The organism is Nocardia sp. NPDC059229, assembly GCF_042754165.1.
Classification (GTDB): domain Bacteria; phylum Actinomycetota; class Actinomycetes; order Mycobacteriales; family Mycobacteriaceae; genus Nocardia.
The window spans coordinates 95,666-111,229 of sequence record NZ_JBHZAK010000007.1; the positions used below are offsets into that span (position 1 = coordinate 95,666).

Sequence of the window (15,564 nt, forward strand, 5' to 3'; positions counted from 1 at the left end):
GCACAACTCGGCGTGGCGGCGCCGCGTGGCGGGCCGAACCTGTCGGTGCGCAGGCGTACAACGGTCATGGACTCGTTCCGGGCGCGAGGAGAGAGGACGGTCGAGCCGATGGCAGTCATCGACGATCGCGGCCACGACGATCACGGGCCCTCCGACTATCCCGATGCCCCCGGCGAGGATTTCGGCCGTCAGCCACCCCACGACATGGCCGCCGAGCAATCCGTCCTGGGCGGCATGCTGCTGTCCAAGGACGCCATCGCCGATGTCGTGGAGGTCATCCGCCCCGGCGACTTCTACCGCCCCGCCCACGCGGCCGTCTACGACGCCATCCTCGACCTCTACGGCCGCGGCGAACCGGCCGACCCGGTGACGGTGGCCGCCACCCTCGACCGCCGAGGCGAGCTCAAGCGCATCGGCGGGGCCCCGTATCTCGTCACGCTGACCCAAACGGTCCCCACCGCGGCCAACGCCGGCTACTACGCCGAAATCGTTGCGGAGAAGGCGATCCTGCGCCGTTTGGTGGAGGCGGGCACCCGAATCGTCCAGTACGGCTACGCCGGCGCCGACGGCCAGGACGTCGCCGAGGTCGTCGACCGCGCCCAGGCCGAGCTCTACGACGTCACCGAACGCCGCTCCAGCGAAGACTTCGCCCCCCTCACCGACATCCTCCAGCCCACGATGGACGAACTCGACTCCATCGCCTCCCGAGGCGGCATCTCCCTCGGCGTCCCAACAGGTTTCACCGAACTCGACGAGATCACCAACGGCCTCCACCCCGGCCAGATGATCATCGTCGCGGCCCGACCCGGTGTCGGAAAGAGCACGCTTGGTATGGATTTCATGCGCAGCTGCTCCATCAAGCATGGTCTGGCCAGCGTCATCTTCTCACTGGAAATGAGCCGCACCGAAATCGTCATGCGCCTCCTATCCGCGGAAGCGAAAATCAAGCTGGGCGATATGCGTTCGGGCCGCATGAGCGACGACGACTGGACGAAGCTGGCGCGGCGCATGAGCGAGATCAGCGAAGCGCCACTGTTCGTCGATGATTCGCCGAACCTGACGATGATGGAAATTCGGGCAAAAGCCCGACGGCTCAAGCAAAGACACGATCTGCGCCTTGTGGTGGTCGACTACCTTCAGCTGATGACATCGGGAAAAAAGGTCGAATCACGTCAGCAGGAAGTTTCTGAATTCTCGCGTAGCCTCAAGCTTCTGGCGAAGGAGCTGGAGGTGCCGGTGATCGCGATTTCGCAGCTCAACCGTGGTCCAGAGCAGCGGACGGATAAGCGGCCCATGGTGTCCGATTTGCGCGAAAGCGGAAGTTTGGAACAAGATGCCGATATGGTCATTTTGTTACATAGGCCCGATGCTTTTGAGCGGGATGACCCTCGCGGTGGTGAAGCCGATCTAATTCTTGGAAAGCACCGAAACGGGCCAACCGCAACAATTACCGTGGCACACCAGCTGCATTTGAGTCGATTCGTCGATATGGCACGCGGTTAGCCCACGTTGTAGGGTCTCATTGGACATGGCCAAATCTCAATGAAGATGGCCACCCGATGGCCAATTGGCCATCTTCATTGAGACAGATCCTGTCGGGTGAACGCCGGGGCATCACTCGGCCGTCAACACGCTCCGCAATAGCCGACGGGGGCGTGGCCAGCAATGCACCCCGTACGGGTCGGGTGGACTGCCGCGCCCAGCGCACGCTTGGTACCGGAGCGTCGATGCCCTATCGACCCAACCTGCCTGCAGCGGGCGCATTGGCCTGCTCAGAGCACTGGCTGGTCCAGTTCTCCATGGTCGATTCGATGCTGGACTTTTGCTGAACTTCTTGCATTGGAGGCAATTCCGGCACCGGTGAGGTCGCGGGACTCGGTTCGGGATTGCGGACCAGCAACTTCGGTTGGCAGAGGTGCGCAGACGTGGGTTTCCATGCTCGTCTGCCCGGCGGGTGAGTGCGGCCGATTCGATTTGTGTCAGTTTGGCCATCGGGGCCCGCAAGACCCCACCTTGGGAGGGGATGCCAGCGGGAATGGCCATCTTCTATGAGACGGTCTCTTCCGAGTACATCGGAGGACCGGAATCATTACTCCAGGTCAGAGTGCGCGTGCCACGAGTTCTACGGCATCTCTTGGCGTCTCATTGAATATGGCCAAATCCCGATGAAGTTGGCCACTGATTGGCCAATTGGCTATACCTCGCCGATGGCCCTGTTCGCCGATCTGGCCCTCGAGTCGCGTCCCGGGTCGATCGGCCAGCCGGTCTGGGAAGTGGAGGCCCGCCTGATCGATGACGAATGGAACAACTCAGTGGGTTGTGCCTGCACGGTGGTGTCGAAGACGCCGGTCGGATCGCCGGGCCGTGGGCCGGGTGAGTCGACGATGAACAAGTGGCGGCAGTTGGGGGCCTGGTGGAATCCGGCGCGGCCGTAGTCGCCTATCGGGAGGTCCGGGGTGCCCTCGAAGCAGAAGTAGGCCTTGGCATCGGAATCGTCGAGGTGGTAGGCGATTTCGCGGTCCTTGAGCAGGATGTTCAGTGGGACCACGACCGCACCCGCTTTGACGATGCCGTAGTAGATGATCGGGAACCACTCCAGATTCGGGCACGACAGCGCGACCTTGTCGCCTGGTTCGATGTCGTGCGCGGCGAGCAGGCCAGCAACCTGGTTCGCCGCGGCGTCGACCTGCGCATAGGTCAATCGATGCTCTCCCGCGACGAGAGCATCGCGGTCCGGGGTGCGGCGGGCTGTATCTTCCAGCAGTACAGACAAATTGAGCATGGTGTACCTCGCAGGGGTTGGTGAAGGAGGGTATGCGGCGGCAGCGACGCCGAGTTCACGCGGCAGTCGGCCGGGTATCGAGTGCAGCCACGCGACGTAGTCCGGCAGGGTAGGCGCGCCGGCCCAGGGCCAGGGCGATGATGGCGCCGAGGTACGTCGGCGGCACAAGTCGCAAGGCGCTGGCCAGCCCGGAGCGGTCGGACAGGAAACCGATGACGAGCGGGCCGAGCGCGAGTCCGAAGACGTTGTTGGCCAAGACGACCGTCGCGAAAGCGGTCGCACGCAAGCTGTGATGGGTGAGGCTGGCCACTATTGACCCAGTCGAGCCGGACGCGGTCAGTGCCCCAGCGCGAGCACAATCAGTTGGGCGGGGCCGGTGCCGAGACCGAACGCGATGGTAGTAGCGTGCAAGCGCGCTTGCCGGTCCAGACCAGACCTCTTGGTTCACATATCCCGGTCGGGTACTGGATGTGCGGCCCGGCAGTCGCCGGGTCTCGCTGTCGGGGCTCGTTCGAAGTCGGAGTATCGCGGTCATCCAGGTGTATTGCGGGCCATGACGGCCGAGCGTTCATTGGTTGACATACGGGTCGATCGGGGTGTGGACTCCGACCGCGGTCTGGATCACCTCGGCCGCCGCCAGCGCGGTGTCGTCGCGGAAGGCGGGGGCGATGATCTGGACTCCGACCGGCATTCCGGCGGCGAATCCGCCCGTTGTGGCGGCGGCCGGCAGCCCGAGGGCGTTGGCGGGCATGACCGGGCGCAGCAATTCCAGTGCGCTGAGCGAGTTGGCGCTGGTGGCGGCATCCCAGCCGTGCGCGAAGGCGGGTTGCGCCCAGATGGGTGACAGGACCAACGGGTAGTCGCGGAAGAACCGCGCCCACGCGCGTTGGAGGCGGCGTCGGTGGGCGAACAGCCCGACGTAGCCGGCGAGGTCGTTCGGCGGTGCGGCGTCGAGGACCGCGAACAGGAATTGCTTGCCGTCCCGACCCATCAGCTGGTCGAGCATCGGCTGCATGATTCGCAGCTCGGTGACGAGGAAGTTCCGCCATAGATCCAGCACAGCCTCGTACTCCGGCGGAGCGACCTCTTCCACCTCGTAGCCGGCGTTTGCCAGGTGCGTGCCGGCCTGCCGGACCACCTCGGCGACACCGGGATCGGTGGCTCCACCGGGTGGCTCGGCGATGAGGGCCACTTTCGTACGGTTCGCGGCGTCGGGGAAGCTCAGCGGTGCCGGGACACTGAACGGGTCGCGGGGATCCGCACCGGAGGCGATCTCGTAGCCGAGCCGGACATCGGCGACGGTTCGGGCCATCAGTCCCTCCACATTCATCAGTTGATGGGACAGGGGGCCGTCCACGGGCTCGACGACTGTGGCGTGGGGTATACGGCCGGTGGTCGGTTTCAGTGACGAGATCCCGCAGCAATGCGCGGGATTGCGCAGTGATTCGCCTATGTCGTTGCCGATCCCCAACGGCGACATGCCCGCGGCGATCGCCGAACCCTCACCTCCGGAGGAACCGCCCGCGGTCCGGTCACGATGCCAGGGATTGCGGGTAATGCCCCGCAGGCTGCTTTCGGTCGCGATCCGCAGCGCCAAATCCGGCAGGTTCGTCCGGCCGATGATGATCGCCCCTGCCGCACGCAGACGTTCGACCACCGGTGCGTCCACCTCCGCGACCGCGTCCGCGAGCGCGGGCACGCCCTGGGTGGTCGCGGTACCGGCGACGTCGACGTTCTCCTTGACGGTGACGGGAACCCCGTGCAGCGGCCCTAGATCCGCACCGGCGGCGATGTGCCGGTCGGCTTGGTTCGCCGCTGCGAGCGCCTGCTCGGCCAATACCACCGTAATGGCGTTGAGTTCGGGATTGACGGCCTCGATCCGTGCCAGGTGTGCAGTGACCACCTCGGTCGAGGACACCTCACCCTCGCGGATCAACCGCGCAAGCTCACCAGCTCCCTTGCGCCACAACTCCTCATTCATGCCGTAGCTCCTCCATCGTTCGACTCGAACCGTGCACAGCCGTTGCTGTGGCAGCAATCCTGACCGTCCACACCGAAGCAGGTAATCGGTTGATCTGCCGATTTCTCACTCACCTGGCTCGATACCGGCCTTTGCTCTCACCCCGGCTGCTACCCTCCGGAGGGATCACCGCAATCGAGTGAGAGCGCACGAACACGAACCACCACACTCCCCAGTCGGCACGGCGAACCAGGACCGGACCGGAAACAGAGGCATCGCGAGTCGACCGGCCCGACCCGGATCAATCGCATTCCCTCGGTCGGCAGTCCGAGGCAGCGCCCGCGGTCATCGACCCCGACATCGCGGAGCTAGCAGCACAGATGCTGCACGTACTACAGGCATTCTCCGTCTCCGAGGCCAGCGGTGTCCTCGTCTCCGACCCTCTCGATGCAGGCCGCCATTTTGTGCTCGCCAGCAACGGGTACTCGCCAGCGATCCTCGATCACGGCGCCACCGGATTCGTCAACGACAATCCGGCCTACCGGTTGGCGTTGGCCGCGCCTCACGCACTGCGATGGCGTGACTTCCGGCGCGATTGGGATCTCGATTTCGCCGCCACCGACACCGGTCGGCGAATGATCCCTGCCGGCTTCCATGAAGGGGCTTCGGCGTGCCTGCGACTTCCCGGTGGCCGTTATGTCGGTTCGGTCCATGTCAGCTGGACCAGAGCTAGTGCCGCCACCGATGACCGCCGCGATGCCGTGGACCGGCTTCGGCCTGTACTTGCCAACGTGTGCGATCTTTTGCGAGAGCCCAACCAGCTCGCCCGCCGCCTCCACCCGGACACCTCAGCCCGCGTCTTGTCCCGAACCGGCACCACGGCCGAGCTCGATGACAGGCAGTCAGGGCCACACCTGCACGACGACGCGCCGCTGTGGCAGCTGCTTACCCGCCGGCCCGCGTCGGCTATGACCGGCCGGTCGCTGTGGCTCGACACCCAACGTCGTTGCCATCGCATCGAGTTCATCCCGTGTCAACGTGGAGCGGTTCTCATCACCGAACAACCGATCGCTCGCCCGTACCGGCTCACCGTCCGCGAACTGCACACCCTGCATCTGGTCACCCTCGGCGCCTCCAACGCAGAGATAGCAGCTCGACTCGTCGTCAGCTGCCGAACAGTCGCGACCCACATCGAACATCTTTTGGCCAAACTGCGCTGCGGCACCCGCACCGAACTCGCCGCCGTCGCAGTTGGTGAAGGACTGCTCCTGATAGCCCCTCCCGGCACAGACGACTGAGCTCCGATCCGCCGCCGGAATAGGGGGTAGTGGCAACCGCCCGATATCCGATGCTGGTGTCGAAATATGATGTAGTGCAACAGAATTCAAGTTCTAACCTTGACTCTGTCGGTGATCTTGTGAATTTCAAGATCAGCTGCTGACTGCGCGCCAGGACCGCAGCCGGGGAATTCCCCTCTGGTCCAGGTGGTTTTGGAAGGCCGTTGGTGGCCGGGCCGTAGATAGCTCGTCTGGTAGCAGTCCTGCGCTGAGTCGTTCGACGTTCACGGCGATGGTGGTGAGTACGTGCCGGGCGTGGGCCTTGCGCTGGCCGCGGTAGCGGCATTGCCGCATGCCGTGCCCGTGCGCGAATTCGCAGACGGTGCCTTCGATTCCCGAACGCACGGCATATCTCTGCTGCCAGGAGGGGCTCTGCTGTTCGGCTCGGGCCCGCACTTGCAGGTCGAGGAGTTCTCGGGGGGGAAATCTCACGTTGCGGGCGCATTCGCGGGAGGTGGTGCACTGGCTGCGGACCGGGCATGGCTGGCACTGGGCTCCGACCCCGTGCCGGAGTCGACGGGTGGGACCGAGCCACGCTGGCCGAACCCGGTGCACGGAGCCGTCGTCCCCTTCGCCGGGTTGCCGATCGGACGATAGGGACTCCTTCGAAGGTTGGTCCGACGAGGACCGATCGAATCTACCGGCGGCCGGTCCGAGCTCGCAGAATCGCAACAATGCAGATCGATCCAAATACCGCGGCCGACTCGGTGCCGCGGGCCGACCGAAGCGCGTGGATCGGGCTCGGTGTCCTCGCCGCAGGGCTCTCGTTGATCGTCGTGGACGGCACCATCGTCGGCGTCGCCCTACCGGTGATCGTCACCGATCTCGGACTCGATCTGACCGACGCCCAGTGGGTCAACAGCGCCTATTCGGTCGTCTTCGCCGCACTATTGCTGACTGCGGGCCGTCTCGGCGACCGGCTCGGCCGACGCCGGATGTTCGTGCTCGGCGTACTCGTGTTCCTGGCGGGCAGCCTGATGGCCGCCGTCGCGTCGAGCGTTGCGGCGCTGATCCTTTCACGTGTGGTACAGGGTGTCGGCGGAGCGTTCGTGTTGCCCGCCACCCTGTCGAGCGTGAACGCCACCTTCCGCGGCAAGGACCGCGTCATCGCGTTCGCGGTGTGGGGCGCGGTCATCTCCGGCATGGCCGCCGTGGGCCCGCTCCTCGGCGGCAGCCTGACCACCTACTTCGGCTGGCGATGGATTTTCATCGTCAATATCCCGATCGGGGCGGCGGTACTGATCGGCACCTTGCTCGCGGTGCGCGAAACCAAGGCCGCGGTCAGCGAACCCGGGCTCGACGTCGACGGACTACTGCTCAGCGCGATCGGGTTCGGCGGGGTCGTCTTCGCACTCATCGAAGGTCAGAGCTTGGGCTGGTGGCGGCCGAACTCCGCGTTCAGCGTCCTCGGAATCGATTGGCCGCGAAGCGCTCCGGTCTCGGCGGTTCCGGTCATCGGGCTGATCGGCGTGGTCGCGTTGGTGCTGTTCGTGGTCTGGGAACGACACCGGGCGCGGGCGGGCCGGTCCGCGATCCTGGACGTGAGCCTCTTCTCCGTCCCGACCTTCAGCTGGGGCAATCTGACCGCGATGACCGTGGCGATCGGAGAATTCGGCCTGCTGCTCGTGCTGCCGCTGTTCCTGGTGAACGCGCTCGGCCTGTCGACGCTGGGCGCCGGCCTGGTACTGGCCGCAATGGCCTTGGGCGCCTTCGGATCCGGTGCCGCCGCCCGGCACATCGCCGCCGTGCTCGGCGCCTCGAGAACGGTGATCGCGGGCCTGGTCCTCGAGGCGGTGGGCGTCGCCGTAGTCGCGCTGCTCCTCTCCTCGACGGTCTCGCCCTGGCTGCTCGCGGTGCTGCTGGCCGGGTATGGCGCCGGACTCGGTCTCGCCTCGGCGCAGCTGACCGGCACCGTCCTGGCCGACATCCCGCCGGAGCGGTCGGGCCAGGGTTCGGCGACGCAGAGTACCGTCCGGCAACTCGGTGCGGCACTCGGCTCCGCCATTCTCGGCGCAGTGCTGTCGATCGGGTTGGCGCACAACCTGACCGACCGATTGGAATCGGTCACCCAGCTGCCGCCGCCAACGGCACAGCACCTGGTCACCGCAACCAGAGATTCGGCCGGAGGAGTGATCTCCGCACTGCGCGCACAAGGCGACGCCGGACAACTCGGACCCGCAGGACCACAGGTCACCGCCGCACTGTCCGAAGGATTCGGCGACGCCACCAGGGCCGCATTGGGCGTGGCCGCAGCCTTTCTCGCACTCGGCCTGGTGAGCGCGACCATCCTGAATTCCCGCACCCGCCGAACATCCACCATGGAGAGCCGATGAGGAAGTCGTACTACGCCGCCGCCTGCTACACAGTCCTGGGACTCGTCCTAGGGTTCTTCTACCGCGAATTCACCAAGGCCCACGACTTTTCCGGAAGCTCACAACTCACCGCCACCCACACCCACATCCTCGCGCTCGGAACGCTGTTCTTCCTCATCGTCATCGTGCTGGACAAGCAATTCGCGCTGACCTCCGGCCGATGGTTCAACGCCTTCTTCTGGACCTACAACGCCGGACTGGTCGTGACCGTGGCCATGATGGTCGCGCACGGCATCCTCACGGTCCTGAATCACGATGTCAGTCCTGCCATCCCGGGTATCGCCGGACTCGGCCACATCCTGTTGTCCGTCGGTTTCGCCATGTTCTTCCTGTGCCTGCGCGACCCGATAATGACCGCGGCCCGTGAGGCCGGCGATGCGCAGCAGAACGCGGAACACACGGTCGAACGCTGAGGGGTTGTCGAGCCGCGATCCGTACGGGATACGGACCACCATATCGGCGGCGTGGTTGTGGTGGGTTTCGGCGAGTCTGAATGCAGCGTCGACGACCGCGCGGCGCACATCGGTGTCGCCGTCGGTGGCGAACCGATATAGCAAGTCCAGTTCGCCGTCTTGAAGCGGTACGGCTCCGCGTGCCCGGCTCGCCAGGCCGATCGCTGTCTGGTTTCGAACGTTCGGATCGTCGCTGTCGAGTAGCCGTCGTGTAATGGCCATCAAGTCGCTGGGCTGTGTCCGCCCAACCAGATCGACGACCCCGGAGACGAACACTTCCAGCCCAGCCCGAGGGCAATTCAGTGTCCGATCGACCAGAGCTGTTGCCAGCGTGGGCCGCAGGGTCACCAGAGCCTCAAGGAGCCTGTTGCGAGGCGAGATGCGGTGATCACTGGCGGTTCGCTGTGACTGCACACGATTTTCAAGGAGTTGAGCGATCGCGGCGTCGTCGAGTAAGGCGATCGCACATTCCGCGGTCCGTGTGACCTCCGCAGCCATGGCGTGCTGGGATTCTTCGAAATCGATGCTGGGTTTAAAGACGCTGCCCGCCAGCAGGAATTGTTCCCGGTCCGGCGATACCATCCGTTGTTCACCGACTCCGCCGAACCCGTCGTCGACGCCGACATCACCCACCGCCGTCACGCGATCATCGAAACCGTGTTCGCCGACCTCATCGACGGACCCCTGGCCCACATTCCCTCGGGGCGGTTCGGCGCGAATTCCGCCCGGGTACTCAGCGCAGCCATCGCCCACAACCTACTGCGCGCCGCCGGCACACTCGCCGGGCCGGCTCTGGGCAAAGCCCGCGGGTCCACCCTGCGCCGCACAATCGTCGCCGTGCCTGCCCGCCTGGCGCGGCCGCAACGAAAACCCGTGCTGCACTTACCCTCTCACTGGCCATTGCCAGCTGCCTGGCAGCGCCTTTGGCACGCCACAATCTCGTCCGCCTGACCACCCTCCCTGCCCCTACGACCAGGAACCAGCACGCCATCAACCTCGCCGTGAGTGCGCCGCGCCAACCAAGTTGCGGCACGCGTGAGCCCTGTTGCCGAGGTGGGAAACTCGACTCATCGGTGACCCGGCCTGATGGGCATTCGATGATTGCGTAACTGTGCATTGCGGCGTGCGTGTCGACGCCGACGACGAATCGATAGTGATCTGCCACGATGGACAATGCGAGGTCTCCTGTCAACGGGTAGACGTCGTGACCGGCGTCGGCCCGGGTGGAGATCACTACGAGGCAAGCCTGTAATAAGCCACAACCGATTTCGGTTGGGCAAGTTTCTGATCAGGCCATCGTGGTAGGCCGGGTCAGCGCCGGCCTACGAGCCGAGTGAACAACTCCCGGGAATGACACCCCCAACGGGGGTCAGACGATTCACGAGTCACACTCAGCCCGAAGATCCAGCACCCACCCTTCCAGCCAGCCCCCCAAACAATTACAGGCGATTCAGTTTCCCCCCAGGGACCCTGTGGTGTTTCGGAACCATGAATTCGCCGACCCGCGTCGACGCCCGATTGTCTTACGCGGCAACGGGTCGGGGATCGCCGTCGGCACGCTTTCGTGCGTCCATTTTGGCGATCACGCGGTGGCCGAGGTTGTGGCACGGCTTCTCGATCGTGCGGTATGTCACGGTAGCGATCACCAGCGCAGCGATCACCCACGTGCACAAGGTAAGCCAGGCCGCGGGAATGCCGAGGACAGATGTGGTCCAGCGGGGTCCGTCGAGCACGAGGGCGTGAACGAGGTAGAGCGAGTAGCTGATCCGCCCCAGGAACAGCAACGGGCGTGGGAAGGAATAGCGGCGCAGCAACAGCGCCGCCACGAACAGCAGGTAGGCGGGGATGATGGTGACGGGCTGCTTCAGCCAGGTGACCCAGGCCCCCGTCAACGGGTCCACGGTGGGTTCCACGAAGAGGCTGATCCCGAAGATCACACATATGGCGAAGCCGAACACCGCCCACCCTCGCCACACGCTGATCTCGCCCGACGTGATCCGGTAGAGCACCGTGCCGACGAACATGGTGGCGAAATAACCGAAGGTCAACACCGACGCCCCGGGCTGGTTGAGAACCAAAGGGACGGTGATGAATGCGAGCAGGATCGCGGCCAGTGCCGAGCGACGGTCGGCTGCCAAGCAGGCGAACACCACCGCGACCAGGATCGTCGCGACCGCGACCACCGAACGCGTGACACCGTTTGCCTGGGAGCCATTGATCAGCGCGGGTGGCAGTAATGCCCCGGGAACGATCAAAACGACCGCAAGAACCGCCAGGGGTACCGATCGACGGTTGAGCCGACCGACCAGCAGCAGCGACAAAAACAGATAGAACGCCAGCTCATACGACAACGACCAGGAGGCGCCGATTATCTGGATATCCGGGCCACCGATGAAAAAATGCACCATGGTGAGGTTCGTTATGAAGTTGAGTACGGGATGGGCCAGAAAACCCGCTTGCAGACCGAATCGGTTTATCGAGTGCAGGATCATCGCCGCGATCAGGCAGGCCCAGAACAACGGGTACAGCCGGAAGAACCGGCCCACCCAGAACGCGCCCAGTGACCGCCCTCGCTCCAGCGACGCGGGAATGATGAAGCCGCTGACGAGGAAGAAGACGAAGACGCCGAACTCTCCGAGCCCGAAGTGCGCTTGCGAGAACCGAAAATACGCCGGAAAGAGGCGCTCCGACGAGTGCTGAATCACGACCGCCAAGGCCGCCAAGCCTCGAAGCGCATCGAGAAACTCGAACCGGCCGCCCCGGCCGCGCACTACTCGTTCAACCGGCGCAATCGGAGCCGCCACAACACCATCAACAGTCACGACAAGTTCCCGCCCCAGTACTCGAACACATTCATCGAACAACCGCTCGGGCGGCGCACAGCTGAGATTTGTAGCAGATTCCATCCATCCCCAGCAACACGTTGTGTGACGACCTCAATACCCCTCCTGTGCAGATTGACGGCTCGTTATCGGTCCGGTTGGCAGGTGGTGTCGGTGTCCGGCAGTTTGGCCGTACACAAGATATTCAATGACCGCGGAGGTGGCGCAGGTGGCGGGGATCGTGCCATGTAGGCCGCTGGGCATGGATTCCGGCGACCAGATGGCGATGTGTGCCGGAGACTGTAACGAGCCGGGAGTCCGGGATAGCGGCGCGCACCGCGCGAGCTCCGGAGATCGGGTGTCACCGGATCCTTCTCGTTGCTGATCAGCAGGGCCGACGCGATGCGATCGAGTGGAGCCGGGTTCGGGGCGTGGTGTGGCTCGGGCCAGAAGGCGCAGGCCCCGGTGAAACCCATCCCGAGGTAGGTCAGCGGTGCCCGAGCCGCGAGTTGATGTGCGGTGGTGACGATCTCGTCGAGGTCGTGGCTCCAGCCCGCGTCGTTGCAGTTGTGGGCCGTCCACCAGCCGACACGGGAACCGGCCTCGACGAGGTCCTCACCAAGCAAACCCATGAGTGGCGAGACGCGAAAAGTCGTGGCCACGTTCAACTGCGCGCCGAGAGACGGGCAATCCATCGCGGCGCGCTGACCGCGGCGCTGTTCGCGGTAGTCATCACAGCTGCGATGGTGCCGGAGCAGAGTTGGCTGCCAACCGGTTACTTCATATAAGCCGACAACCTCACGAGGCTAACCCGATGCAATCAGCCGGGGCTGGACCGATTACGGCGCCACGAATCGCGGCCCGCCGGTGTAAGCAGCCGATTGCCGTGTACAAGCTTCCACCCGGCCCTCAGATTGGCTTGCCTGGTCGAAGCAGTTACTTCTCCGAGCAGCAGCTCCAGCCGGGTCCCGTCGATCTGCCATACCAGATACGCGTAGACCCTGCGGGTATGTGGCCGTCGGAGGAGCCGCACCCGGGCGGCGACGACATTGCCCTGCTCTGTGCGAAGTTGCCGTTGGTTCGGACCCCCGGCTGCGTCGTCCTGCTGGTGCTGCCGCTCCTGACGCGACGTCCCTGGCACAGACTGGTAGCAGTCCGCAGGCAGCGGCTTGTCGCGCCACCGCGGCACAGGCGGAACCCTACAGCCCGGCCGAGGCGACCACTCGCAGCCTTGGACGCAGCGAAACGAACGGCCATGCCTCACCGAAGATCTCCTGCATCTCACCGAGCCCGGTGTCGGTGATCTCGGCGATGTCGTTGGCGGAGTAGCCCGATTCGCGCAGAGCCGTCAGGAACTCGCCCGCAGCACGGGGCCGGACCGGATAACTGGACGACCGCCTGGCCCGCACCATGTTTCGGGCATTGAGGACACGGAACCAGTACCGGTACTGTGATTCGGACAGATCCTGGTTGATGAAGGCGCGCCGGATCAGCGCCGGCACGCTCACACCCCACAATGCCCGCAGTTCCTCGAGTTCCTCAAGCTGCGCGGGAACGATGTTCGACACGGTCGGGCGCAGCTCCTCGTAGGGGGCCAGGAACTCCCCTGCAAAGGCATCGGCCCGGTCCTCGTCATCGCGGATCGACCGCGACATCGTGGCGTCGTCGAGGACTAGGTGCGCGAGCTCGTGAGCGAGGCTGTGGCGCTTGCGGTCCTCAGGGACGTCGTCGCTGAGCAGGATGACCGCGGTAACAGGCCCATTGGTGCGCACGGTCACCGCGTCGATGCCGGTCACCTGCGGAGGCATGGGAAGAACGAACACCCCCGCCTGCTCGAGCAGCCCGGCTATGTCACGGACCGGGCCCCGAATACGCCAGCGTCGTCGCAACAGCTGAGCCGCTTCAGCGGCCCCACCGTCCATCAGGTCAGTATCGTAGGCCGGCAACGTTAGAGGGAAGTCCAGTTCGACCCGAGCCTGGGTCATCATCCGGTTCAACAGCCACGCAATGAAGTTCGCTTCGGCTATCACCCGGTGCCGGCGACTTTGGGGCACTGTTTGCGCACGGAAGTGGATGCCCTCGGGTGGTTGCTCGGAGATCACGTGACACAGCAGGGCTGGCGGGACGTCCAAGACCGTCGCGTACTTATCGAGGGTGACTCCGCTGACTGTGGTTCCTCCCCGTTCGGCCTTGGACACGTATCCGGAGGAGCGGCCTAACAGCTCGGCCACCTGTTTGACCTGCAAACCTCGTCTTTCCCGCATCAGTCGCAGGGTGTCACCGACTGCCGCCCGCGGCGCCTTGAGGCGCCCAGCCGTGGCACCCTCGAACATCATTTCGTCATCGGCTGGCATGCTGTGCAGCGTAGTAGACAGATGCCAGCTGGCGCGCGTTGGTTACCGATCTTGCGGAAAACATTTCCATCAGTTCGGTACTTCCGATCTTTATTCCGAATCGGTGCCCGTCCCCTCGGCGCGCCGTGGCGGCACACGGAAGCTTGGCCGCTGTTGCTGCGTGTCGCGCCGGAGGAAGGGGTCCAGGTCCACGGTGTAGCGCTTCCTGGCCGCCTCGAGGTCGGCCTCGAGCTTCGCGATCGTCTCGTGCAACGTGTCGAAGCTCGCCAGATCGTGCAGGCGCCGTGTCTGCTCCAGATGGGAGATGTCACGGATCTTCCATGAGGCCAGCTTCTTCCGTGCGTCCGACATGTTCACCCGGATCCGGCCCCACGCCTCGCTCTTGCCGAGCGGCGCGGTCGCGTACACGCCGCGAACCCGCCCGGCGTCGGTGAGCTCGGCGATGACATCGATGTTCGTCACCGGCTGGCGGGAGAAGCCTAGCTCGAACTCCAGCTGACTGTCGGTCACCTGGTCGCGATGCTGCTTTTTGCGCTTGCTGACCCGACCGTCGGTATCGCGTTGGATATGCACGTGCAGGTTTCCCACCAGCAGTTCGGACCAACCGTATGGTTCGAGCAACTGCAGGCCGGGGTCTCTGTTCGCCGCAGCCCAGTTCGCCACCGCCTCGTGCCACAGCGAGGCCACGAGTTGACCGCGCATCTTCGTGTCCATCCGGTGGCGCCGAGGGCCCCGGAACAGGACAGGCGCCAGCGCGGCGGCAGCCTCGTCGGCGCTAATGGCCAACACCGCCAACGGAACCAGATGCGGACGCAACAGCCGGCAAGCATGCCTGCGTGAGCTGATCGGCGCCTGGAGAGGTTCGGACACCCCCACTCCCATCACTCAAGGTCATTACAAATCTTTCCTGATATCTTTCTTGTGGGGGTACGATTTGATTCGTCATACATGCGGCGCATGGCCAAAATTCGCTCCAATTCCGCTGCGGGCGAACGCGGCCGATGGATGGATCGCCACCCGGGGGCGTCCCGGTCCTTTCCCGGAAAGGTGTCTGCGGATGAGGGCGGCAGGGCACGGCACAGGCGGTACGTTGCAGTTCAAGCTGTGCAGATCGCTGGCGTGGCCGAATCGCCTGGAAATCAAGCGCTCTCGCATTGGCGGTACCGTGGCGCCCCGGGGGAATGAGGGGCATTGCCCAAGCTCAGGGAACAATGGAACAGTCCCCTGGCCGGTGAGGGACTGCCGCCGTGGGGTCTGATCGGAACCACATGGCCTCAGTAAACGCCTAACAGACATGAGCCCCGAGCAGCGGTGAGATCGTCTGAGACCTGGCCTGACATGACTTATACGGCCGCTGGCTGGCAGTTCGGATCAGGATGCTGATCGTCACGACCATCGTCTCGTCCGATTCCTGGCAGCTGGCTCGGGGTTGGCCGACACCGCTCGCAAGCCCACGCCGCGGCTGGCAATCAACCGGCGAGATCA

At 64.7% G+C, this 15,564-nt stretch carries 11 protein-coding genes and 2 pseudogenes; 6 read left to right on the forward strand and 7 right to left on the reverse strand.

Features of this window, described 5'->3' with window-relative positions:
- Positions 1-108 precede the first annotated feature (108 nt).
- Entirely contained in the window at positions 109-1,503 is a 1,395-nt protein-coding gene (dnaB, locus tag ACFXHE_RS17950; protein WP_379384326.1) for a replicative DNA helicase, read from the forward strand.
- An 882-nt stretch (positions 1,504-2,385) separates the two neighbouring features.
- Here the strand turns inward: dnaB and ACFXHE_RS17955 are convergent.
- From ACFXHE_RS17955 to ACFXHE_RS17965, 3 genes and pseudogenes are all read right to left on the reverse strand, one after another.
- Positions 2,386-2,782, reverse strand: a pseudogene (locus tag ACFXHE_RS17955) (AMP-binding protein); the annotation flags it as partial.
- A gap of 55 nt (positions 2,783-2,837) precedes the next feature.
- Positions 2,838-3,068 (reverse strand): hypothetical protein, encoded by a 231-nt coding sequence (locus tag ACFXHE_RS17960; protein ID WP_379384328.1) that lies wholly within the window; start codon positions 3,066-3,068, stop codon positions 2,838-2,840.
- A gap of 282 nt (positions 3,069-3,350) precedes the next feature.
- The gene (locus ACFXHE_RS17965) at positions 3,351-4,763 is read right to left on the reverse strand and encodes an amidase (protein WP_379384330.1); all 1,413 of its coding nucleotides are present in this window, start codon (positions 4,761-4,763) and stop codon (positions 3,351-3,353) included.
- Between the two features lie 359 nt (positions 4,764-5,122).
- Here ACFXHE_RS17965 and ACFXHE_RS17970 point away from each other — a divergent pair, with 359 nt between their 5' ends.
- Complete coding sequence (locus ACFXHE_RS17970) at positions 5,123-6,040, forward strand: response regulator transcription factor (RefSeq protein ID WP_379384332.1); 918 nt, start codon at positions 5,123-5,125, stop codon at positions 6,038-6,040.
- A gap of 132 nt (positions 6,041-6,172) precedes the next feature.
- Here the strand turns inward: ACFXHE_RS17970 and ACFXHE_RS17975 are convergent, their stop codons facing one another.
- Entirely contained in the window at positions 6,173-6,634 is a 462-nt protein-coding gene (locus tag ACFXHE_RS17975) for a transposase (protein WP_379384334.1), read from the reverse strand.
- 119 nt (positions 6,635-6,753) lie between these two features.
- On the opposite strand from ACFXHE_RS17975, the gene ACFXHE_RS17980 reads away from it, so the two are divergent.
- From ACFXHE_RS17980 to ACFXHE_RS17990, 3 genes and pseudogenes are all read left to right on the forward strand, one after another.
- Positions 6,754-8,412, forward strand: coding sequence for an MFS transporter (locus tag ACFXHE_RS17980; RefSeq protein ID WP_379384335.1), 1,659 nt, complete (start codon positions 6,754-6,756; stop codon positions 8,410-8,412).
- Complete coding sequence (locus ACFXHE_RS17985; RefSeq protein ID WP_379384337.1) at positions 8,409-8,864, forward strand: DUF2871 domain-containing protein; 456 nt, start codon at positions 8,409-8,411, stop codon at positions 8,862-8,864. The genes ACFXHE_RS17980 and ACFXHE_RS17985 overlap by 4 nt, the downstream gene beginning before the upstream one ends.
- Positions 8,865-9,458: 594 nt before the next feature.
- A pseudogene (locus tag ACFXHE_RS17990) lies at positions 9,459-9,854 on the forward strand (IS1380 family transposase); the annotation flags it as partial.
- A gap of 572 nt (positions 9,855-10,426) precedes the next feature.
- On the opposite strand, the gene ACFXHE_RS17995 reads toward ACFXHE_RS17990, so the two are convergent.
- On the reverse strand, positions 10,427-11,725 hold the full coding sequence (locus ACFXHE_RS17995) for an acyltransferase family protein (protein ID WP_379384339.1): 1,299 nt from the start codon (positions 11,723-11,725) through the stop codon (positions 10,427-10,429).
- 431 nt (positions 11,726-12,156) lie between these two features.
- Between ACFXHE_RS17995 and ACFXHE_RS18000 the strand changes: the two genes are divergently transcribed.
- Positions 12,157-12,513, forward strand: coding sequence for a hypothetical protein (locus ACFXHE_RS18000; RefSeq protein ID WP_379384341.1), 357 nt, complete (start codon positions 12,157-12,159; stop codon positions 12,511-12,513).
- 411 nt (positions 12,514-12,924) lie between these two features.
- Here the strand turns inward: ACFXHE_RS18000 and ACFXHE_RS18005 are convergent, their stop codons facing one another.
- Both ACFXHE_RS18005 and ACFXHE_RS18010 read right to left on the reverse strand, forming a co-directional pair.
- Positions 12,925-14,079: a helix-turn-helix domain-containing protein gene (locus tag ACFXHE_RS18005; protein WP_379384343.1), complete on the reverse strand. Its 1,155-nt coding sequence runs from the start codon at positions 14,077-14,079 to the stop codon at positions 12,925-12,927.
- A gap of 90 nt (positions 14,080-14,169) precedes the next feature.
- Entirely contained in the window at positions 14,170-14,949 is a 780-nt protein-coding gene (locus ACFXHE_RS18010; protein WP_379384344.1) for a hypothetical protein, read from the reverse strand.
- Between the last annotated feature and the right edge of the window lie 615 nt (positions 14,950-15,564).